Raw genomic sequence first — 21,891 nt, 5'->3', positions numbered from 1 at the left:
GGTTCCTGGGCCCGGTGGACCTGCTCGTCGCGCGTACATATCAACAGAACGGTGGTTTTGATGGATCTGGGGATCGAGAACCGAACAGCGGTCGTCTGCGCCTCCACCGGAGGGCTGGGCCGGGCGGTGGCCGAGGCGCTGGCCGCGGAAGGTGCCCGCGTGGTCGTGTCCGGCCGTCGCGGTGACCTGGCCCGCGACATCGCGGCGACACTGCCCGGTGCGACCGGTGTGGCCGCCGACCTCTCCGATCCGCAGGTCGTCCGCACACTCATCGACGGACCGGTCGACATCCTCGTGCTGAACGGGCCGGGCCCCAAGCCCGGCCGCGCGGCCGACCTCGGCGAGGACGACTTCGCCTCCGCGTTCGACTCGTTGTTCCGCAACCAGCAGCGGCTCGTCGAGGCCGCCCTGCCCGGTATGCGGGAGCGCGGCTGGGGCCGGATCCTGGCCATCGGCTCCAGCGGCGTGGCGGCACCGCTGGCCGGCCTCGCCCTGTCCAACATGGGCCGGGCGGCGCTCGCCGGGTATCTGAAGACTCTGGCCGGCGAGGTGGCGGCCGACGGCGTCACCGTCAACATGCTGCTCCCCGGCCGTATCGCCACCGACCGGGTCGCCGCGCTCGACCAGGCCGTGGCCACACGCCAGGGCCGTACGGTGGAAGAGGTCGCCACCGCGGCTCAGGCCGCCATCCCGGTCGGGCGGTACGGCACACCGGCCGAGTTCGGCGCCGCCGCGGCGTTCCTGTGCGGCGCGTCCGCGTCCTACATCACGGGCACCGCGGTGCGCTGCGACGGCGGCCTCGTCCAGAGCCTCTAGGGACCGGCGTCGCGGTGGCCCCACCGCGTCCTGGAAGCGGCCGGTGGAGGCCGTCACCGCCAAGCGGCCGGCTGGGCCGGCCGCCGGGGCGGAACCTCGCGCGGTACGCGGCCGACTGAGAGTGGATGAAAAGGGGACGGACCCCCGAAGGGATCCGTCCCCGATTCGTTCGGTCAGGAGACGTGGACGACGAAGCTCGTCGAGGCCGTCTTCCCGTTGTAGTGGACCGTGGCGGTGACCGTGGCGACTCCGGCCCCGACCGTACGGATCGTGCCGTGGGCGTCCACCCGCACCACCTGCGGGCGGTCGCTGCGGAACGTCGTCCTCAGGCCCTTCGGCAGCGGGACGCTCGCGTCCTTGGTGACGTAGCCGTAGACGCTCTCGTCCGCCATCGACACGGTCAGCTTCGGGTCGATCGTCGTGCCGCGGTCGAACATGCCGCGCTGGACGATGCCCTGCGCGGCGTCGCCGGCCTGCGCCGGCTTGGCGGTGACGACCGACGGGGTCGGCAGCAGCGTGCCGCCCACCTTGACGGACGTCCGCGCGGCGACGTCGGAGCTGGAGGTCGCGAGTTGCAGCTCGTACTTCCCGAGGTCGACCTTGTACCGCTTGGCCGCCTCGTCGTAGAAGGCGAACTGGGACACCGGCACCGTGAACGACACGCGCTTGGTCTGGTGCGGCGCCACCGTGACCTTCTGGAAGGCCTCCAGGCGCTTGACCGGACGCTGCGCCGACGCCGGCTCGAACGGCGTCGCCACGTAGAGCTGCGGCACCGCGTCACCGGCCCGCGAACCGCGGTTGGTGACGTCGGCCGTGACCCGGAGCGTGTCGTTCGCGTCGGCCGTGCCGTGCGCGACCCGCAGGTTCGAGTACGTGAAGTCGCTGTAGCTCAGCCCGTATCCGAACGGGTAGGTGACGTCGCCTTTGAAGTACATGTACGTACGGCCGGCGGAGGTCGCCGTCGGGCGGATGGTGTAGTCGTCGATCGCCGGGAGCTGGTCGAGACTGCGGTACCAGGTGAACGGCAGGCGGCTGCCCGGGTTCGCCGTGCCGAGCAGGACGTCGGCGAGTGCCGAGCCCCGACGCTGCCCGTTGTAGGAGCTCCACAGCAGAGCCGGCACCTGGGACTGGAAGTCACCGGTGTCGACCTGGCCCATGGTCTCCAGGTACGTGATCGTGTGCGGGTTCTGCGCCGCGACCTGGCTGATCAGCGAGGACTGGGCGCCGGGCAGGGCGAGCGTGCTGCGGTCGGCGCCCTCGTCGGCGGTGTTCTGGTCGGTGCCGGCCACCACGATCACGACGTCGTAGTTCTTCGCCGCCGCGACGGACGCCGCGTCGACGGTGTCCAGCTTCGCGCCGGTGACACCCGGGTAGTAGTCGACGGTCGCGTCGGGGTCGGCCTTCTGCACGGCCGCCTTCACACCCTGGTAGGCGTTGACCTCCTTGGCCACGCCCGCCGGGCCCTGGTTGCTGGAGTAGCCGCCGAGGTACAGCGACGACGGGTTGGCGTACGCCCCGATCACGGCGACGCGGTAGGCGCCGGAGGCGGGCACCTTCAGCGGCAGGAGGCTCTTGCCGGCGACGGCCTCGTTCTTCAGCAGTACGAGGCTCTGGTCGGCGACGCGCTGGTCCAGCGCGAGCCGGTCGGCCGTCTCGGTGACGGCGTTGTTGGCGTCGCTGTTGGTCCAGGTGCCCGGCGCCAGGCGCTGACGTGCGTCGCGGACCCACGGCACGGTGTTCTCGGCGTCGAACTCACCGGTCTCGATGCGCGCGGTGAACAGCCGGACGAGCGAGACGTCGACGTCGCCCTCGTTGTACACGTCGGTCTGGGTGGTGATGTGGTTCGCGATCGCGGTCGGGATCGTGTTCGGCCGGGTAGGCGTTCGGCCATCAGATGATCCACTGAGCCGACCAACGCTTCGCTCATTGCTTCGCGGGCGGTCCCGGCCCGGTGAAGCCACCAGGACCGGACCCTCCCACGCCGCCTACGAACGCGGCCGATGGCGTCGATCTCGGAGTTCCATCGGTGTCTTCGTCGATCTGGACGACGGACCGGACCGGACCCGCTACGGCGCCGGCTCGCCCTATCGCGCCGCCAAGTCCAGTAGAGACTCTCGGCCGCCGCGGACGAGCGCCGCTCCTTGGCCTTCTCCATCGGCGATGGTGGAGGGAGGGCTGCTCCGAAGATCTGTGCCAGCAACCGCGACTCCGGGGCGGAGCCTTCGGGACCCGGATAGCGCGACCGTTGCCGTTGCCGGGCGGCTCTCGCGGGACGCCGGCTTTCCGGGTCGGCTTCGACCCGCGCGGTCGCCTCGTCGGCCGACAGCGAAGCCATCTCCTCATCGAACCGCTTCAGCGCGGTCGCCTTCAGCCTCTCAGCGTGAGTCTCCGCTTCGGCGCGGTACGTGACGTGGGCATCCCACTCCGCCACCAGATCATCGCCGGCAGCGTAAATGACCTGTGCCAGGGCGGGTACCGGCCGTGAGCGGTCCGCCGGAGGCGGCCACGGCCGGCACCCGCCGGGCACGCTAGGCCGTCGGAGTTCCGTAGACGCTGACCTCGGTGAGGTGGAAGGTGGCGTTGGCGGTGTTGCCGAGGCCGACCACCCGGACGTACCGGGCCTTGGCCTCGGTGTTCATCGTGTCGCCCGCGTCGGTGGCGGGGTCGGGGCCGTTCCGGCCGCCGAGGGTGAACCAGTGGGTGCCGTCGACACTGCCCTCCAGCCGGTAGGTGTAGTAGCGGGTGCCGTCGACGTAGTTGCGGACGTTCACGCGCGACACGTCGTTCACGGCGCCGAGGTCCACGCGCCACCAGGTCTGCCCGTACGTCATCGGGCCGCCCCAGTACGGCGAGTTGGCGCGATTGCCGTCGTTGGCGACCTCCGGCGGACGGCCGGACTCCGAGGACAGCGCCGTCACCGGCTTGTGGAGGCTCTGCAGGACGTCGCCGGACCCGTCGCGGGAGGTGTCCGCCGCGGCCGTGATGCCGCCGCCGAACAGCGCGATCGCCTCCTGTGACGTGTGGCTGTTGACCGCGCTGACGAACATGCCGACGTCCTGCGTGGCCGACGCGCCGGCGACCGTGCCGGACCCGATCACGGTCCAGTTCTTGTCATCGGAGCTGCACGAGCCGGTCACGCGGTCGCCGTCCGTGCGCAGCCGTACGTAGAGGTCGCCGGCGGTGAACCCGCCGACCTCGGTCACGTGGTCGAGCCTGCCGTCGCCGTCGGTGTCGTAGGAGAAGACGCAGCCGTGCTCGGGGGTGACGGCGATGTCGGCGTACCCGGCGGACCCGGTCTTGGACAGGTCGTCGCTGACGACCAGGCCGGCGCGTGTGTACGGGGACGCGCCGTCCAGCTTCGTCACCTTCGTGGACACCGCGTGGCCCGAGGTGAGGCCACCGCTCTCGTAGACGGTCGCGAGTTCGTTGGTGGCACCCCACACGTCCCTGCCGCCGGCGGCGATGCCGATCGTGTCACCGGTCCGCGCGAACTCGGCCGGTGCGGAGGCGGCCGTCTTGTACGGCGGCGCGATCGTGCTCCCGCCGACCATGAGGAGAGCGTGTGCGGTGGCCCGTCCGGACTCGCCCGAGGACGTACGCCAGGAGGCCGTGGCGTCCAGGGCCGGCAGGGTGCCGGCCGCGGCGTCGGCGGGGGCGGTCACCGTCCAGGTCGCGGTCGCGGTCCCGCCGGAGTCGACGTCGCTTCCCGAACTGGTCGCCGGGCGGACGGTGTAGCCGCTCGGCGCGGTCAACGCCAGACGCACGTCGCGAGCGGTGCTCGCCGAGTCGTTCGTGAAGGTCGCGGTGACGTTGACCGTGCCGCCCGGGGCGATCCCCTTCCGGTCGGAGGCGACGGTCAGCGTGCCGGACGGCTCTCCGGCCACCTGGGCGGCCAGCCGGTACGCGTCGCCGTGCGGCTGGGCGGCGTAGCGGGTGCCCGCGTGCGCCCAGCTCTCGGCGACCGCGCGCCAGTCGATCGGTTTCGGCTGCTCACCCGTCCTGAGCGAGTCCTTCAGCACATCGAAGAACATCTTCCAGCGCTTGGCGTAGTAGCCGCCGACCAGGCCGTTGAACTCCCGCCGCGCGTAGTCCTGGAGCCCGGGGCTCTCGGTCTGCCACAGCGTCACCAGCGACTTCAGGTCGTAGTCGAGCGTCGCGGCCTCCTTGGCGTTCGCGGCCTGGCGGGCCGCCTCCCGCTGCCAGGTGCCGAGCAGGAAGTTCGGGTCGGTGCCGAGGACCTCGTCCATCAGCTTCATCTCGGCCATCCACTGGCCGGTGAGCCGTCCGAAGGCGGCGGTGTCGCGGTCGCGGTAGGCGGTGAGGATCTTCGGCAGGAGCGCCCTGCTGCGGTTGGCGAGCACCTGCCGGGCGACGTCGACCAGGTCGTAGCGGTACGCGTCGGAGCGTCGCAGCCGTGGGTCCACCTGGAGCAGTTCGCGCAGGGCCTTCTCGAACTCGGCCGGGTCGTACTGCAACGCCGTCCCGGTGTCGGTGAGGCTCGGCTGGTCGTCGAACAGGGCGGTCACGTGCCGGGTGTCCTTGCCCGCCGGCCAGGAGTACGCCGTGCGCTCGATGATCTTCCAGGCCGCCAGGGCGTGCGGGTCGGCGGCGCCGTAGCGGGCGGTGGCGTACTCGGCGAACCAGGCGTCCATGTCGACCGGCGCGGTCTCCCACGCCATCTCGGTGAAGAACGCCTCCGCGGCCGGGTTGTTGTCGATGGCCTCGGGCATCAGCGCGATGCCGTTCATGGCGTTGCCCGGCTTGGCCTGCCAGGCGTGGAACTTCTCGTTCCACACGGTGAGGCCGGCGCCGAAGTTCTGGTGGCCGCCGAAGTTCCAGATCGTGCCGAAGGCGTACGGCGTGCCGAGGAAGTCCTTGTCCCGGTCGGTGACGGTGGGCTGCTCACTGAGGCCGTCCACGATGAACATCCGCGACCGGTCGACCGCCTGGAGGGTCTCCTTGCGGGGGTTGCTCTGCCAGCCGAGGATCACCCAGATCGCACCGGGGTGGGCGGCCTCGAGCGCGTCCTGGACGGCCTTCGACGCCGGGCCCACCGGCACCGACCCGGCGGTGCCGCCCTCGTGCAGCAGGTCCATCTTGTACATCGTGGTGGCGCCGTACAGCTGGGTCTGGGCCTGGTAGAACGCCGCCGCGACCTTGCCGAACTCCGGCCCGGTCGGGTCAAGCCAGTCGGGACGCTCCAGGCCGTTCCAGGTGCCCTGCGGCACGGTGTTGGCCCCCGGATTCCGCTGCGCGAAGTCGGTCGGGACCGTGCCGTAGTAGCCGGGCAGCACCGGCGTCATGCCCAGCTCGCGCAGCCGGTCGATCATGCGCCGGGCGAGCGCGGCGCGACGGTCGATCAGCTGCTGGGAGATCGGTGAGCCGGTGCAGCACATGTTCTGCAGCAGCCACCACGACTGGTGGGCCGGCTCCGGGATCCACGCGCGCATGTCCGCGGCGCTGTACCCGAACTGCTGGAAGGCCCGCTGGTAGACGGCCTCCTGTCCCTCGTACACCAGCACCTGGTTGATGCCGAGCAGCGCGAGCACGTCGATGCGGCGTTCCCACTCCTGCCAGCTGAGGTACGCGCCGGCGTATCCCTCGTTGGTGTCGTTGAGCGCGAAGCGGTTGGCGACCGACGCGTCCTGCTCGATCGGCGCGGACGGCAGCGGGAGCCGCGCGGGAAGGTCGAGTTGCGACCCGCCGATCGCGACGTCGGCGTGCGCGACCTTGCGCAGGTACCAGCCGAAGCCGGTGAGCTGTACGGCCGGGGAGGTGCCGGCGACCACCAGGTGCCCGCCCTCGGCGGAGACCCGGAACCGGTCGGCGCCCGTGCCCTTGTCGATCGTCCGCAGCGTCACCTGACGGGCCCGGCTCTTTCCGAGGATCCGCTCCAGCGCCCGGGCGGCCGGTCCGGTGTCGTGCGCCGCGACCGTCGGGCGGGTGGTCGCCGCCGTCGCCGTCCCCGGTGGCGCCGCGGCCAGCGGCACGGCCAGCACCGCGGCCATCGCGGCGATGAGTGCGCGAGATCGGCGCCTGAAGCCCGATCGTCTTCCCAGTCTTCGGCCCAACACCATGGCGGCACCTCCACCGGAGGGGAAGTTTATTAAGATCTTTGCAAAACCGGCCGACTCATAATGTCCGTGCCGGACTCTTGGGTCAAGAGGTCCCGGCGGATCTTCCGGAGGGGAGCAATGGAAGAAGAGCGCGCGGTCGGCACGCCCGTTCTGCGCCGCCTCAACACCGCTTCCGTGCTGCGCGCGGTGCGTGCGTGCGCGCCCGATCCCGTACGGCTCGCCGAGCTGGTCGAACTCACCGGGCTGACCCGCCCCACCGTGGGCCAGGCGGTGGAGGACCTGGTCGAGGCGGGCTGGATCCAGCACGACCACCCGGCCGCCGCCTCGCGGAAGGGCGGCCGTCCGGCCGTCCGGGTCTCCCTCCGGGGCCGCGCCGCGCCCGTGCTGGGCCTCGACGTCGGCCCGCACACCGTCACCGCGGGGATCGACGACCTCGCCGGCCGCCGCCTGGCCGCCGTGCGCCGATCGGTCGAACACAACGGAGCCAGCCGCCTCCTCACCGTCGTCGACGCGGTCATCGCGCGCGCCCTGGAGGACGCCGGCCTCGCCGCGGACGAGATCGCCGCGGTGGTCGTCGCCACCCCCGGGATCGTCGACCCCGGCTCCGGCCGGATCCTCCTGGCGCCCAGCGTGCCGGGCTGGACCTCGGTGAACCTCTCCGACCACCTCCGCGACCGGTTCCGCTGCCCGGTGCGGGTGGAGAACGACGCCAACCTCGCCGCTCTGGCCGTCGCGAGGGAACGCGCCGAGGCCGGCACGCTGCTGGCCGTCCAGTGGGGCGAGCGGCTGGGCGCCGGCGTCGTGATCGACGGACGCCTCCACCGGGGCACCGGGTCCGCGGGCGAGATCGGCTTCATCCGGCCGTCCGGCCGCGTCCCCGACACCGATGACGGCAGGGGCCCCCTCGAACGCGCCATCGGCGCCGAGGCCATCGCCGAACAGGCCCGCCGCGCCGCCCGTACGCATCCCGGATCGGTCCTGCGCGACGGCCCCGTCGACGCCGCCGCCGTCTTCGCCGCGGCGGCCGTCGGCGACGCGGTGGCCGAGCGGGTCGTGGACGACGTCGCCCGGACCTTCGCCCACGCCATCGCACCGGCCGTGCTGGTGCTGGCCCCCGACGCGGTCGTGATCGGCGGCGGGGTCGCCCGCGCCGGACCCGTCCTGCTCACAGCCATCACCCGGCACCTGGCCGACCTGACCCTCGCCCCGCCCGAGGTGGGGATCTCCGGCCTGGCCGAGGACACGATCCTGACCGGCGCCCTGAGCCTGGCCCTGGACGAGGTCTGGCACCAGCTCCCCGCCTGACCGGCTCAGCGCCGCGCGCGCAGGTGGAACGGCACGGCGGCCAGAGCGGCGAGGCCGAGCAGGACGTACAGGTTGCTGTAGACCAGCATCCACAGCATCAGGGCGGGGACGGCCCAATTCTGGAAGATGGCACGTTCCTGCGAGGTGTCCAAGAGCGCCCTCGCGGCGGCGGCGGCCGGCTACCAGCTCCCGACCGAAAGGGTGGTGCACGAGTTCGTACGGGTCTGTGACGGAGACTGGCTGAAATGGAGGCAACGCCGGCTGCAGGCGAACACCGAGCTCGACGCGCGCACCGGCGATGCGTCCGGCGACCCGCCCGGGGGTGAGGGCCCGGTCCCGGACGAGAGCCCGGTACGGGACGCACCGGACGTGGACGGCCCGGAGACGCCCGTGGTGACCGCGCCCGCCCGGGCCGACCGTACGGACCCGGAGGACGGGGAGCACAGGCGGGATCGCGAGGGCCGGAAGGACCGGGAGGACGTTCCCGCTGCCACGGGCAGCGTCCTCCCCGCCGGCCGGCCCGCCGATCCCGGACCATGGTGGGACCGTTCCAGGCGGCACGTCGGCCCCATCGTCGGGGTGGCGGTCGCCGTCACCGGCGGCTGGCTGCTGCGCGCCTGGCTGCGGTCGATGGAGGCCTCCACCGGCCCGACCGAGTGACCGGGCTCGCCCGGCCCTGAGCCGGCCGGGCGGGATCCCATGGCGCGGGCCAGAGGAGGGCGGAGGCCCCAGGGGCCGCCCTCCTCTGGTCAGCTCGAGCGCAGCACGGCGACGCCGCGCGGCTCCAGGCGCAGCGAGCCGGCCGGTGCGGCACCGGTCAGCTCGTCGCGCATCGGAGCCGGCAGCGGCACGTCGGCCGCCTCGGCGCCGTGGTTGAGGACCACGTACCAGCGCGACCCGTCCTTCTCCCGGATCCGGACCTGGACGCCCTCGGGCAGGCCCGGCAGCACCGGAGTGACACCGGCCGAGTCGCGGACCCGGTCGAACAGGGCGCGCATGGTCCGCGGGTCGGGGCGGGTGGCCAGGTACCAGGCCTCGCCGCGGCCGAAGCGGTGCCGCGTCACGGCCGGTTCGCCCGCGAGCGGTCCCGTCGTGAAGTGCGCGACCGCCTCGGCGCCCTCCAGCCGTACCTCCTCCGACCACACCGTGCCCGACCCGTCCGTCAGGCCCACCGACGCGTCCTCGGCCAGCGGGTGGAACTCCTCCACGGTCAGGCCCAGCATCGCGCGGAACGGAGCCGGGTAGCCACCCAGGTGGACGCGGTCGTACGGGTCGACGATGCCGGAGAAGAACGACATGACCAGCGTGCCACCCTCCTCGACGTACCGGGTCAGGGCGCGCGCGGCCTCATCGGAGGTCAGGTAGAGGTTCGGCACGACCACCAGGCGGTACGCCGACAGGTCGGCGTCCGCGCGTACGACGTCGCAGGCCACGCCCGCGTCGTACAGCGGGCGGTGGCACGACCACGCGGCGTCCAGGAAGCGCACGTCCGTGCTCGGGTGGGCCGGGCCCTCCAGCGCCCACCAGCTCGGCCAGTCCAGCACCATCGCCACGTCCGCACGCGGCGACTCGGCGCCGGCCAGGTCACGGACGGCCCCCAGCTCCCGGCCCAGCGCGCTCGCCTCGCCGAACAGCCGGGTCGACGGCCCGCCGTGCGGCACCATCGCGGAGTGAAACTTCTCCGCGCCGCCCCGCGACTGCCGCCACTGGAAGAACATCACCGCGTCCGCGCCGTGCGCGACCGCCTGCCAGCTCCACAGGCGCATCGCCCCGCGCGGCTTGGCGGCGTTGCGCGGACGCCAGTTGACCGCGCCCGGGGCCTGCTCCATCAGCAGCCACGGCTGTCCGCCGCGCAGGGAACGCATCACGTCGTAGGAGAAGGCGACCTTCGGCGCGGCGTCGGCGTCGAGCGGATCGGGGTAGGCGTCGTAGCCGACCACGTCCAGGTGCGGCGCCCACTCCCACTGGTCGACCGGCCGCAGCGAGGGCGGGAAGTTGGTGGTCACCGGCACGTCCGGCGTGACGCGGCGCAGGAGCTCCTTCTCCGCGAGGTAGCAGGCCAGCAGCTCGTCGGAGGTGAACCGCGCGTAGTCCAGGGCGTGCGCCGGATTGGCGAACGGCGCGGGAGAGCGCGGCGGCAGCACCTCCTCGAACGAGGAGTACCCCTGCGCCCAGAACCGCGTCGACCACGCGTCGTTCAGCTCCTCGACGGAGCCGTACCGGTCCGCCAGCCAGCGCCGGAACGCCGCCGCGGACACGTCACAGTGACACGGGATGACGTTGCCGTACTCGTTGTTCACGTGCCAGAGCGCCAGCGCGGGATGGCCGGCGTACCGGGTGGCGACCCGCTCGGCCAGGCGTACGGCGTGCTCGCGGTAGACCGGGCTGGAGGGGCAGTAGTGCTGCCGCCCGCCCGGCGAGATGGCCGACCCGTCCGCCCGTACGGTGAGCATCTCGGGATGGCGCGTGGTGAGCCAGGGCGGGGGCGAGGCCGTCATGGTCGCCAGGCACGCGGCGACGCCGCCCCCGGCCAGCCGGTCCATGACGCGGTCGAGCCAGCCGAAGTCGTACTCCCCGGGACGTGGCTCGACCGAGGCCCAGGAGAAGATGCCGACACTGACGAGGGAGACCCCGGCCTCCTTCATCAGCCGCAGGTCCTCCTCCTGCACCTCCTCCGGCCACTGCTCGGGGTTGTAGTCGCCGCCGTAGGCGATGCCGACCCGCTCCCGCAGCGCATCGATACGGTTCACGGGCCCTTGCGGAGGTGAGATCAGGGGTGCGTGTTCGTCGATTCGTTCGCCGCGCTCACTCACTGGGCCTCGATGTGCTCGAGCGGCAACGACAGCCGCAGGCCGCGGTGGGTGGTGGCGACCTGGTCGTCGGGGACGGCGCCGGCGAAGACCCGGACGTCGGCGATGGAGCCGTGGAAGCGCTGCACCCCGTCGAGGCGCTGCCCGACGTCGATGCCGTCGATGGTGAACTGCTTGCCGAGGGTCACCGATCCACCGGGGTCGGCCACCGAGGTGGCCTGGCCGTCGACGCTGAGGGTGAGCTTCCCGCCGGCCCGGCGCAGGACGACGTCGTGCCACTGGCCGTCGTTGTAGGCCTGGCTCGTGTCGACCGTGACGCTGCCCTGGTCGGTCTGGATGAACCCGCGGATGCGCTTGCTCGCCGGCTCCGCTCGCAGCCAGATCTCCGGCGCGCCGCTGCCGACGCGGTAGGCCCACAGGATCGAGTGGGTGCCGGCGGTGTCGCCGTAACGGATCCGGGCCGACCAGGTGAAGTCGCCGTCGCCGAGGTCGAGGGAGTCGTTCCAGGGCACCTGGACGTAGTCGTCGGCGCCGTCGAACTCACTCGGGGAGGTCATCGCGCCGCGGACGTACCCGTCGTTGTGGTGTCCGGACTCATCGGGAGTCGTCGGACCGGGCGCGGGTGGCTTGGGCAGACCGGGGGGAGTGCCGTTGGGAGTGGCGAGGTAGGCGATGTTGAACCGGGCCCAGCGGATCTCCTCGTACGGTCCGGCCTGCCCGGCTTCGTAGAGCAGGCCGAGTCGGTCGCTTCCCAGGTCGACGAGGTCGGAGTAGGCGGAGGGGCCCCAGTTGATGACCTTGCCGAGCTTCTGGAAGTTCTTGCCGTTGTCGGAGGAGGTGCGGACCGCCATGACCTCGCGGGTGACCGGGTGGTCCGGGACGGACAGGTAGATCTTCTTCCCGGCGCGCAGCACCGAGCCCTGCACCTTGGGGGCGTCGACCTTGAGCAGGGTGCGGAACGGCGCGTCGAAGGTCAGCCCGCCGTCGCTGCTGGTGGCGGTGTTGCGGTTGCCGGGGTCGGTGCCGGTGTTGTCGCGTGCGTTGACGTAGATCCGCCCGTCGGCCAGCTCGGTGGCGCTGAGCTCCCCGGGGCTGACGTCGTTGGTCGTGCGGGTGTCGTCGGCGCCGATCTTCCAGGTGAGGCCGCCGTCGTCGCTGTAGTTGAGGTGGCCGCCCTGCGGGCCGCCCTTGAGCGCCCCGCCGTCGCCCTCGTGGTTGGCCGGGACGATGAGGCGTCCCTTGTGCGGCCCGTGCTGGAGCTGGATCGCGTGGCCGGGGCCGGTGGCGTACCAGGAGTTCCACTCCGGCCTGACCAGCGCACCGGTGAGGTCGCGCGCCGCGGACCAGGTCGCGCCGTCGTCGTCGCTGGTCTGCACGAACGGGTGCCGGACGGTGTCGTCGTTCCCGGGGTTCCAGGTCGTCATGAGGACGATGCGCCCGGTCCGCCGGTCCACGACCGGGGCCGGGTTGCCGCGGGTGTCGCCGTTGCCGGGCAGCACGACCTGGAGGGGGCCCCAGGTGCGGCCGCCGTCGGTGGAGCGCTTGAGCACCAGGTCGATGTCGCCCGCGTCGCCGCAGCCGTTGACGCGGCCTTCGGCGAAGGCGAGCAGGGTGCCGTCGTTCGCGCGGACGATCGCGGGGATGCGGAAGCAGTAGTAGCCGTCGGTGTGCTGGGCGAAGATGACCTGCTGGGTGAACTCCGGGGCGGTCCTGGCGGACGCGGCTCCGGCGGTCGCCAGCGGCAGCGCGGCGGCGAGGAGCCCCACGGCCGCCGTACGGCGGGGGGATCTGAGATGGGCCACGGTGTCCTCCGGTCAGATGAGGGCGGCTTCGGAGAGGAAGTCCTTGACGCGGGCGATGTCGTCCGCGTCGAGCGGGATCTGGGGCAGCGCCGTGGTCGGGTGGTCGATGACGCCGCGAAGGAACAGCGCGGCCTTGAACGCTCCCAGGGCCGAGGAGCTCCGGCCCATGTGCGGGCCCCCGACGTGCACGAGGGGGAACAGCCGGAACAGGCGCTCCTGCTCGGCCCGCGCGGCCTCCCAGTCGCCGCGCGAGGCGGCCTGGTAGAGCCGTACGTAGCCGTGCGGGTCGACGTTGCCGAGGCCGGGGACCACGCCGTCCGCGCCCATCCACAGCGCGGAGTCGACGGTCAGCTCCGAGCCGGTCATCACCGCGAACGACGTCAGGTCGCGGTCGCGGCGGCGCAGGATCACCTCGCGCAGCCCGGCCTCGTCGCCGCTGGAGTCCTTCAGGCCGGCGAGCACGCCCTCGGCGGCGAGTTCCAGCAGCAGGTCCGCGGTCAGCTTGCTGTGCACCGAGATCGGCAGGTCGTAGGCGTACACCGGGATGCCCGCGTGCGCCGCGATGGTGCGGAAGTGGATCGCGATCTCGGCCGGATGGGTGCGCGCGTAGAACGGGGCGGTGGCCACGATGCCGTCCGCGCCGGCCTTGACCGCCACGCGCACGTGGTCGACCACCCGGGGCGCGGTCATGTCGATGACGCCCGAGAGCACCGGCACCTGCCCCGCGACGTGGCCGAGCACGGTGTCCAGCACGGTGCGGCGATGCCCGTCGGGCAGGAACGCGACCTCCGAGGTGGAGCCGAGGACGAACAGTCCGTCCACCCCGCCCTCCAGCAGGTGGTCCACCAGCCGCGTCAGCGAGGCGGTGTCGACCTCGCGGTCCGGGGTGAGAGGGGTGCACACCGGGGGGATGACGCCGGACAACGGGGCGGCGTGGGTCATGGATTCTCCTTCGACGGCCGGAGGCCGAGGTGCTGTGCGTGTCGCCTTACGCGAGGCTCAGGCACGTTCGTTCGCTTGGCTGATCAGTTCGCGGTCCGTGGCGCCGGAGCGCACCGGGTGGTGGCAGCGGAAGACGCCGTCCCCGTCCTGCTCCGCGGCGGGCATCTCGGCGGCGCAGACGTCGTCGGCCTTCCAGCAGCGGGTGCGGAAGGGACAGCCGCTCGGCGGCCGGGTCGCGGACGGGACCGGACCCACGAGCGGGATCGGGTCGATCGGGGACAGCAGGCCGGGCGTGGCGGAGAACAGCGCCCGGGTGTACGGGTGACGGGCCGCGCCGGGCACCGCGGCGGCCGGGGCCTGCTCCACGATCCGCCCGAGGTACATCGTCACGACCCGGTCGCTCATCCGCCGCACCGTCTGGATGTCGTGGGAGACGAACACCATGGCCAGGCCGAACCGCTCCTTCAGGTCGCCCAGCAGGTTGAGGATCTGCGCGCGGACCGACACGTCGAGCGCGCTGGTCGGCTCGTCGGCGACCAGCAGCCGGGGCCGCAGCGCCAGCGCGCGGGCGATCGCCACCCGCTGCCGCTGCCCGCCGGACATCTGGCCGGGCAGCAGGTCCGCCGCGCCCGGGGGCAGCCCCACGAGGTCGAGCAGCTCGCGGACCCGTTCGTCGCGCTCCTCGGGGGTGCCGACGCGGTGGACGTCGAGCGGGTCGCGGAGCACCTGGCGGACCGGCAGCCTGCGGTTCAGCGCCGTGGCCGGGTCCTGGAAGATCATGCCGATGCTCGACCCGATCGCGCTCCGGCGCTCGGCGCCCGGCATCGACCAGACGTCGCGTCCCTGGAAGCACACCGCTCCCGCGGTCGGCCGCTGGAGCCCGATGACGACTCTGGCCAGCGTGGACTTGCCACAGCCCGACTCGCCGACGATGCCGACGGTCTCGCCGGGCGCGACGGTCAGGCCGGCGCCGGTCAGCGCGTACACACGGTCCCGCGTGAACAGGCCGCCCGAGCGCGCCTTGTGCACGACGTGGACGTCGGTCAGCTCGACGAGCGCCTCGCCTGGCTGCGTCATGAGCCCTCCTTCGTCGGGGAAGCGGAGGCGGACAGGGAGGCCGAGACGTCGGCCGCGGGATGGTGGCAGGCCACCGAGTGCCGGTCGTCCGCGCCCGTGAGGCGCGGCGTCTCCGTACGGCACACCTCGGTGGCGGCGGGGCACCGGTCGGCGAACCGGCAGCCGCTGGGGAAGTCCGCGGGGGAGGGCACCACACCGTGGATCTGGGCGAGGCGGTCGGCGCCGGCCTCCATCGACAGCACCGAGCCCAGCAGCCCGCGGGCGTAGTGGTGCGCGGGCGCGCCCACCAGGGCGGACGTCACGCCGGTCTCGACGATCTGCCCGCCGTACATCACCGCCACCCGGTCGGTCACGTCGGAGACCAGCGCCAGGTCGTGCGAGACGAGGATGAGCGCGAAGTCCAGCTCCGCCCGCAGGCGCAGCAACAGCTCGATCACCTGGGCCTGGACGGTGACGTCGAGTGCCGTCGTGGGCTCGTCGGCGATGATCAGCTTGGGGTCGCGGGAGAGGGCCATCGCGATGAGCACCCGCTGCCGCTGGCCGCCGGACAGCTCGTGCGGATAGGACGAGAGCGTGCGCACGGGGTCGAGCCCGACCAGCTCCAGGAGTTCCGCCGGGCTGCGCCGGCCCCCGCGCCGGACGACCTGCTTCAGCTGGGCCTTGATGGTCATCGCGGGGTTCAGCGACGACAGCGCGTCCTGATAGATCATCGCCATCTCGTGGCCCAGCAGCCGTCGCCGCGCCGACCGGGACAGCTCCAGCAGGTCCTTGCCGTCGAAGCGGATCTGGCCGCCGACGCGGGCGCCGGCCGGCTCCAGGCCCATGATCGTCAACGCGGTCAGCGACTTGCCACACCCGGACTCGCCGACCAGCCCGAGCACCTCGCCCGGCCGGACGTCGAAGCCGATGCCGTCGACGACGTTCACGCCGTTGTGGCGCTTCTCGAAGCCGACGGTCAGGTTCTCCACGCTGAGGACCGGCCGGCCCTCCGGCAGCGGACGGGCCCGCCGGGCCAGGCGGCGCGCGGCCTCGGCCAGGCCGGTCAGCGCCGCCTGCTCGGCCTGCTCGGCCGCCGGTGCCGCGGCCGGCGACCGGTGCGCCGGCGCGCCGGGGGAGTCGGAACGCCGCTCGGCCGGCGCCGCCCAGGCGTCGGAGACACCCTCGGCCAGGACGTTCAGCGCGAGCACCGTGAGGAGGATCAGCAGGCCGGGGAAGACGGTGGCCCACCACCCGCCGAGCAGCACCATGTTCCGGCCGTCGGCGATGACGCTGCCCCAGGAGGGGTCGGGCGGGCGCACGCCCGCGCCGATGAACGACAGGGACGCCTCGAAGACGATCGTGTCGGCCACCATCACCGTGCAGAACACCAGCACCGGGGCCGCGCAGTTGATCGCGACGTGCCGGAGCAGGATGTGCGGCGCGCGGGCGCCGATGACGCGTTCGGCCGCGACGTAGTCCTCGCCGTACTGGGCGAGGACGTTCGCCCGCACCACCCGCGCCACCGACGGCATGTACAGGAAGGCGATGGCCAGCACCAGCACCGGGATGCTGCCGCCGAAGACCGCGACCAGCACGGCGGCGAGCGCGATGCCCGGGAACGCCATGATGACGTCGAGCGTCCGCATGATCGTCTCGTCGACGGACCGGCGGGAGGTCGCGGCGACGGCGCCGATCAGCGCCCCGCAGACCAGCGCGATCGCGGTGGCCCCGAGCCCGATCACCAGCGACCAGCGCGCGCCGTACAGCAACCGCGAGAAGATGTCGCGGTTGGCGCTGTCCAGGCCCATCCAGTGCGAGGCGCTCGGGCCGCCGCCCGAGACCTCCTGGACGTACGGCGAGTGCGGCGCCAGCACCGGGGCGAACACCGCGGCGATGACGATGACGACCACCACGCCCAGGGCGACCCACGAGGCGGGGCCCAGCCGGCGGAAGCCGATGCCCGCTCGCGACAGTCTTCTGGCCAGTCCGCTGCGCATCAGCCGGCGCTCCTCAGTCGGGGGTTCACCAGGAGATAGAGGATGTCGATGATGAGGTTGACCACGACGAAGCCGGTCGCGATCGTCAGCACGACGCCCTGGACGACCGCGGGGTCGCCGTTGCGCACCGCCGTGATCATGAGCTGGCCCATGCCGGGCAGCGCGAAGATGGTCTCGATCACGACCGCGCCGCCGAGCAGGTAACCGACCCGCAGGCCGAGCACCGTCAGCGGGTTGATCAGGGCGTTGCGCAGCACGTTGCGGCCCACGACGACGATCGGCGGCAGGCCGCTGCCGATCGCGGTCCGCACGTAGTCCTTGTCGAGCTCTTCCACCATCGACGTGCGGATGATCCGGGTGAGGTAGGCCGCGACGGGCAGCGACAGTGCCAGCGCCGGCAGGGTCAGCGACCGCAGCCAGCCGCTGACCGAGTCCGCCGGATTGATGTATCCGCTGGTCGGGAACCAGCCGCGGTCGACCGCCAGGTACTGGATCATCAGCAGCGCCAGCCAGAACGCCGGCGAGGCGACGCCGATCAGCGACACGAGCCGGATCAGCTGGTCCGGCCATCGGTCCCGGAATATCGCCGCGACGACACCGAATATCAGGGCCAGCACGATGGCGATCACCACGCCGAAGAGCGTCAGTTGCAGCGTCAGCGGCATCGCGGTCGCGATCGAGCTGCGCACCGGCGCCTTGGTGAGCGCGCTCGTCCCCATGTCGCCGCGGACCAGCTGGCCGACGAAGCGCACATACCGCACCGGCAGCGGATCGAGCAGGCCGTTGTCCACCTGGAACTGGTGAATCTGCGCCGGGGTGGGATTGGCGCCCTCAAAATACGCGTACTCCGGTTTGTTGTCGGAGAACCGCATGATGATGAAGACGAACAGAACGACGCCCAGCAACAGGGGAATCAGGATGAGGACGCGGCGCACCAGCATTCTGGCGATCACTGCCACGGGTGCCTCCTGGGGGGTCGGGCCGGGGTGCGGCGGCGGACGATCAGATGCGTTTCGCCTGCAGGAGGGTGACCCCGGGGTAGGCCTGGGCACGCACGCCGGTGAGCTTCTTGGGATCCCAGGCGGTCATCAGCTCGGTGTGCACGACCGGATAGAGCACCGCCTGCTCGGCGATGACGTCGATGTACTGGTGCGTGAGCGCCAGCTTCTTCTGCTTGTCCGGCTCGCGGGTTGCCTTGTCCATCAGCGCGAAGAGCGCCTTGGCGTCAGAGCTCTTGTCCCACTTGGTGTACTTCATCCAGGTGCCGCCGGACGTGAAGTTGTACCGGAGGATCAGGTCGGCGTCGAGGCCGAACTGGTTGGGGTTCGAGGCCGCGGCGACCACCTGGTACGACTGCGACTGGTCCATCTTGGTGAACAGCGCGCTGGTGTCCTGGGGCTGGAGCGAGGTCTTCACACCGATCGCGTTCCAGGAGTTGGCGATCGTCGGCAGGCAGTCGCTGATCCAGCTGACGTTGACCGCCATGAGGGTGACCGACAGGTTCTTGACTCCCGCGGCGGCGAGCAGCGACTTGGCCTTGTCCGGGTTGTAGTCGTAGACCGTCTTGGCCCGGGCGTACGCCGGGTTCTGCTGGTTGAGGAAGCTGCTCGCCGGGGTGCCGTGTCCCTTCAGCGCCACGTCGATCATCTTCTTGGTGTCGATCGCGTAGAACAGCGCCTGGCGTACGCGCACGTCGTCGAACGGCTTCTGGGCGGTGTTGAACATCAGGAACATGTGGTTCATGCCCTTGCCGCCCTCGACCGTCAGCCCCTGCTTGCGCAGCTGGTCGATGTTGGCGTACGGCACGTTGTCGGCGATCTGCGCCTCCGCGCTGCCGCCGGAGATCTTCGCCACACGGGCCGAGGCGTCCACGATGGACAGCCAGTTCATCTTCTTGATCGCCGGCCTGCGCGGGCCGTTGTAGCCCGAGTAGGCCTCGAACTCGGTGTTGGACTTGGGGTTGTGCGCGGTCATCTTGTACGGCCCCGAGCCCACGGCCTTGCCGTTCTTGGCCGCGTCCCAGCCGCCCGGCGCGCCGAACACGTGCTTCGGCATGATCTTGGCGATGGTCAGGCGGGGCAGCGCGTCCGGGAACGGGAACTTGAAGACGAGCTCGACGGTGTTGTCGTCGACCTTGCGGACCTCTTTCAGCCAGCTGGTGAAGAACGAGGACGCCAGCGTCGAGGGGTCCATGACGCGGTCGAAGGAGAACAGGACGTCCTCCACGGTGACCGGCTTACCGTCGTGCCACGTCGCGCCCTGGCGCAGCGCGAACTTCCACGACGTCGCCGACGTGTCGGCCGGCAGGGCGGTGGCGAGTGCCGCGTACGGCGCGCGGGTGATCGGGTCGGTGTCGACCAGGCCCTCGTAGATGTGGTTGTTGGCGGCCATCGTGAAGGCCGAGGCCGTCATGCTCGGGTCCCAGGACTGGTCGTTGCCGTAGCCGATGACCACGGTGACGAGGTCCTTGTTGCCGCCGGAGCCGGCCGAACCGGTCGAGGCGGGGCCGCCGCACGCGGAGATCGTCGTGGAGATGGCGGCCGCGGCGCTCAACGTCCCGCTGTAACGCAGGAAGTCGCGGCGGCTGAAGGCGGGTCGAGGGGCGCTCACGGTGTCTCCCGGGGTGGGCGGTCAGGAAGGCGGCGAAAATTTTAGGGGCAGATATGGGACGTCCCACGTCCTATCTCCTGTAGCGTTGGAGAGTAGAAGTCGGTTCTGTGCCAAGTCAAGAGCAGATGATCAGGAGATTTCCGTGACGTTGCGCGACGGTCGTCGTCACCTCCCCGAGCCCGGCGGGCCGGCTCCTTCGCGAAGCCGCAGGCTCAGCCGCGCGATCGAGGTGCAGGAGGCGGTCAAAGAGATCATCGTTCGGCGAGGCCTGGCCGCCGGCGACCCGTTGCCGACCGAGTCCGAGCTCATGCAGGAGCTGGACATCGGGCGCAACTCCATCCGTGAGGCGCTCAAGGCCCTGCAGGCCGTCGGCATCGTCGACATCCGCCACGGCTTCGGCATGTTCGTCGGTGAGATGTCGCTGAACGGCCTGGTCGACGAGCTGGCCTTCCACAGCCGGATCTCCCCGCAGGACGAGTCGAACCACCTGGCCCACCTCACCGATATCCGCGAGATCCTGGAGAACGGGCTCGCGTGGCGCCTGATCGACCGGCACGGCGGCGCCGACCTCGCCGGGATGCTGTCCCCGGCCCGCGAGGTGATCGAGCGCATGGAGGAGGAGTCGCTCGTCGGCGCGGTCAAGCCCGAGACCGACCGGCTCTTCCACGACCTGCTCTACCGGCCGCTCGGCAATCCGCTCGTCGGCCGGCTCCTGGGTGCGTTCTGGCAGGTCTACTACCAGCTCAGCGACGAGCTGGGCACCCCCGACGAGGCTCCGGAGCAGGTCGCGCGCAAGCACCGCGACATCTACGAAGCGGTGATCGCCGAAGACCGGGAGGCCGTCGCGGCGGCGATGAGCGCGCACTTCGCCGGCATCCGCACCCGGCTCGCCCGCCTGCGCAGCGGCTGAGCCCCTCCGGCATGGATACCGGGCCCGGGACGCCACCGTCCCGGGCCCGACGACTTTTCGCGCCCGGGTCCGCCGGGCGACGTCTGGTACCCCATGCCCTGCCGAGCGGGGGGCGCCAGGCGGTCTTCTCAGGACAGGTCGCGCAGGTCGATGCGGCGGAAGGTGATCGTCTCGTTGGCGCCGGCGTTGCCCGTCTCGTACAGCAGGCCGACGGTGCGCGCGTCGATCTGGACGAGGTCGGAGTAGGCCGCCGGCAGTTGCGAGAGCGTGAGCGCCGACCGCCACGTGACACCGCCGTCGCGGCTCGTGCGCAGCGTCATGACCGCTCGCTTGCTCGGATCGGCCGGGCCGGAGTAGAGCAGCGGCGCCTTGGGCCCGCGCGCCTGCAGGACGCTGCCCTCGACCACCGGTCCGGCGAGCGCCGGCTGCGGCTGGAACGGCCGGCGCAGGGTCCGGCCGCCGTCCAGGCTGTAGGCGTCGGCGCGGTTCCCGTCCGCGGTGCCGTTCTGGTCGCGCGTGTTGAAGTAGACGCGCCCGTCCGGCAGCTCGGTGGCGGAGGTCTCATTGACGTTGACCTGGCCGTCGGTGTTGTCGTCGACGTAGCCGATGTGCCAGGTACGGCCGTCGTCGTCGCTGTACAGGTCGTGCCCGCCGTAGTACTTCGCCTCCGAGCCGAGGTCGGCCGAGCCCGCCGGCGGCGCGACGGAGTGGTTCGCCGGGACGACGAGCCGGCCGCGGTGCGGTCCGTGCGTCAGCCGCGTCGCGTGCCCGGGGCCGGTGGCGTACCAGCGCCAGTCCGGGAGCTTGGCCGTCGCGGTGATCTCGCGTGGCGCGGACCAGGTGGCCCCGTCGTCGTCGCTGTACTGGGTGAACACGCGCCTGCTGTCCTCGGCCGGCACCTGGCCGCGCAGGATCTGCGTCTCGGTCGCGGTGCCCGCGTTGTAGGTGGTCAGCAGCACGATGCGGCCGCTCGCGGTGACGACGGGCGCGGGGTTGCCGGAGGTGTTCGGGCCGCTGTCCTGCACGACGCGCAACGGTTGCCAGGTGCAGCCTCCGTCGGTCGAGCGCTTCACGACCGTGTCGATGTTCCCCGCGTCGCCGAGCCCGTCCGACCGCCCCTCGGCGAACGCCAGCAGGTCACCCGACTTCGTGGTGATGACCGCCGGTATGCGGAACGCGCTGTAGCCCTCGGTTCCGGCCGTGTACGGCACGGAGACCTCGCACCCGGGCGCTGCCGCCTGGGCCGTCGCCGCCTGGGCCGGTGTCACGCCGGCGGCCACGGCCGCGAGCAGGGCCGTGACCCCTGCGGCGAACACCGGCCCGCCGCGCTTGTGCAGACGCATGCCTCTCCCCAATCTGGACGTAGGACGTCCTATGTCCGAGGAAAGCTAACGGTGCCCGCGATGGGCGTCAAGGCTCCCGCCGCCGCTCGCGCGCCGCCGGACTCCCGGCGCCGCCGTCCCGTCGAGTGCCCGAGGACGTCGCGCTCGTGTGCGGACGAATTGCGCACCGTGGAGTCCGGTCGACGTTTTCCTCGATAGCGGAGAAATGCCATGGCCGGCGGTT

The 21,891-nt window shown here is 71.8% G+C and carries 15 protein-coding genes; 4 read left to right on the top strand and 11 right to left on the bottom strand.

Translation table 11 applies throughout. From position 1 onward, the window contains the following. The first annotated feature begins 60 nt into the window (after positions 1-60). A complete protein-coding gene (locus tag ABEA10_RS14630; protein WP_329237267.1) occupies positions 61-816 on the top strand; it encodes an SDR family oxidoreductase in 756 nt (251 codons plus the stop codon). A gap of 173 nt (positions 817-989) precedes the next feature. On the opposite strand, the gene ABEA10_RS14625 is transcribed toward ABEA10_RS14630, so the two are convergent. Further along, positions 990-2,636 (bottom strand): glycoside hydrolase family 3 C-terminal domain-containing protein, encoded by a 1,647-nt coding sequence (locus ABEA10_RS14625; protein ID WP_345463284.1) that lies wholly within the window; start codon positions 2,634-2,636, stop codon positions 990-992. 708 nt (positions 2,637-3,344) lie between these two features. Next, positions 3,345-6,824 carry an alpha-N-acetylglucosaminidase TIM-barrel domain-containing protein gene (locus ABEA10_RS14620; protein WP_345463281.1) on the bottom strand — a complete coding sequence of 1,160 codons (3,480 nt, stop codon included), beginning with the start codon at positions 6,822-6,824 and terminating at the stop codon, positions 3,345-3,347. A 186-nt stretch (positions 6,825-7,010) separates the two neighbouring features. Between ABEA10_RS14620 and ABEA10_RS14615 the strand changes: the two genes are divergently transcribed. Then, complete coding sequence (locus ABEA10_RS14615; RefSeq protein WP_345463278.1) at positions 7,011-8,198, top strand: ROK family transcriptional regulator; 1,188 nt, start codon at positions 7,011-7,013, stop codon at positions 8,196-8,198. Between the two features lie 5 nt (positions 8,199-8,203). Here ABEA10_RS14615 and ABEA10_RS14610 read toward each other — a convergent pair whose 3' ends face one another. Beyond that, positions 8,204-8,350, bottom strand: coding sequence for a hypothetical protein (locus ABEA10_RS14610; RefSeq protein WP_345463275.1), 147 nt, complete (start codon positions 8,348-8,350; stop codon positions 8,204-8,206). On the opposite strand from ABEA10_RS14610, the gene ABEA10_RS14605 reads away from it, so the two are divergent. After that, entirely contained in the window at positions 8,343-8,858 is a 516-nt protein-coding gene (locus ABEA10_RS14605; protein WP_345463272.1) for a hypothetical protein, read from the top strand. The genes ABEA10_RS14610 and ABEA10_RS14605 overlap by 8 nt on opposite strands. A gap of 89 nt (positions 8,859-8,947) precedes the next feature. On the opposite strand, the gene ABEA10_RS14600 is transcribed toward ABEA10_RS14605, so the two are convergent. The 7 genes from ABEA10_RS14600 to ABEA10_RS14570 are packed head-to-tail and all read right to left on the bottom strand — an operon-like array spanning position 8,948 to position 19,415. After that, the gene (locus tag ABEA10_RS14600; RefSeq protein WP_345463269.1) at positions 8,948-10,948 is read right to left on the bottom strand and encodes a beta-galactosidase; all 2,001 of its coding nucleotides are present in this window, start codon (positions 10,946-10,948) and stop codon (positions 8,948-8,950) included. Between the two features lie 59 nt (positions 10,949-11,007). After that, positions 11,008-12,810, bottom strand: a complete 1,803-nt coding sequence (locus ABEA10_RS14595) for an exo-alpha-sialidase (RefSeq protein ID WP_345463266.1) — start codon at positions 12,808-12,810, stop codon at positions 11,008-11,010. Positions 12,811-12,822: 12 nt separating this feature from the next. Continuing rightward, complete coding sequence (locus tag ABEA10_RS14590) at positions 12,823-13,752, bottom strand: dihydrodipicolinate synthase family protein (RefSeq protein WP_345463263.1); 930 nt, start codon at positions 13,750-13,752, stop codon at positions 12,823-12,825. Positions 13,753-13,809: 57 nt separating this feature from the next. Beyond that, positions 13,810-14,829: an oligopeptide/dipeptide ABC transporter ATP-binding protein gene (locus tag ABEA10_RS14585; RefSeq protein WP_345463260.1), complete on the bottom strand. Its 1,020-nt coding sequence runs from the start codon at positions 14,827-14,829 to the stop codon at positions 13,810-13,812. Further along, on the bottom strand, positions 14,826-16,805 hold the full coding sequence (locus ABEA10_RS14580) for a dipeptide/oligopeptide/nickel ABC transporter permease/ATP-binding protein (protein WP_345463257.1): 1,980 nt from the start codon (positions 16,803-16,805) through the stop codon (positions 14,826-14,828). The genes ABEA10_RS14585 and ABEA10_RS14580 overlap by 4 nt, the downstream gene beginning before the upstream one ends. After that, positions 16,805-17,764 carry an ABC transporter permease gene (locus ABEA10_RS14575; RefSeq protein WP_329237228.1) on the bottom strand — a complete coding sequence of 320 codons (960 nt, stop codon included), beginning with the start codon at positions 17,762-17,764 and terminating at the stop codon, positions 16,805-16,807. Before ABEA10_RS14575 ends, ABEA10_RS14580 begins: the two co-directional genes overlap by 1 nt. A gap of 43 nt (positions 17,765-17,807) precedes the next feature. Beyond that, positions 17,808-19,415, bottom strand: coding sequence for an ABC transporter substrate-binding protein (locus ABEA10_RS14570; RefSeq protein WP_345463248.1), 1,608 nt, complete (start codon positions 19,413-19,415; stop codon positions 17,808-17,810). Between the two features lie 142 nt (positions 19,416-19,557). On the opposite strand from ABEA10_RS14570, the gene ABEA10_RS14565 reads away from it, so the two are divergent. Further along, positions 19,558-20,325, top strand: coding sequence for a FadR/GntR family transcriptional regulator (locus ABEA10_RS14565; RefSeq protein ID WP_345463245.1), 768 nt, complete (start codon positions 19,558-19,560; stop codon positions 20,323-20,325). A 128-nt stretch (positions 20,326-20,453) separates the two neighbouring features. Here ABEA10_RS14565 and ABEA10_RS14560 read toward each other — a convergent pair whose 3' ends face one another. Next, positions 20,454-21,668: a sialidase family protein gene (locus tag ABEA10_RS14560; RefSeq protein WP_345463242.1), complete on the bottom strand. Its 1,215-nt coding sequence runs from the start codon at positions 21,666-21,668 to the stop codon at positions 20,454-20,456. Between the last annotated feature and the right edge of the window lie 223 nt (positions 21,669-21,891).

It is taken from the genome of Actinoallomurus oryzae (genome assembly GCF_039541955.1).
Lineage (GTDB): Bacteria > Actinomycetota > Actinomycetes > Streptosporangiales > Streptosporangiaceae > Actinoallomurus > Actinoallomurus oryzae.
Note: the sequence above shows the minus strand (reverse complement) of the source record. Positions and strands in the feature narration are given on the sequence as shown.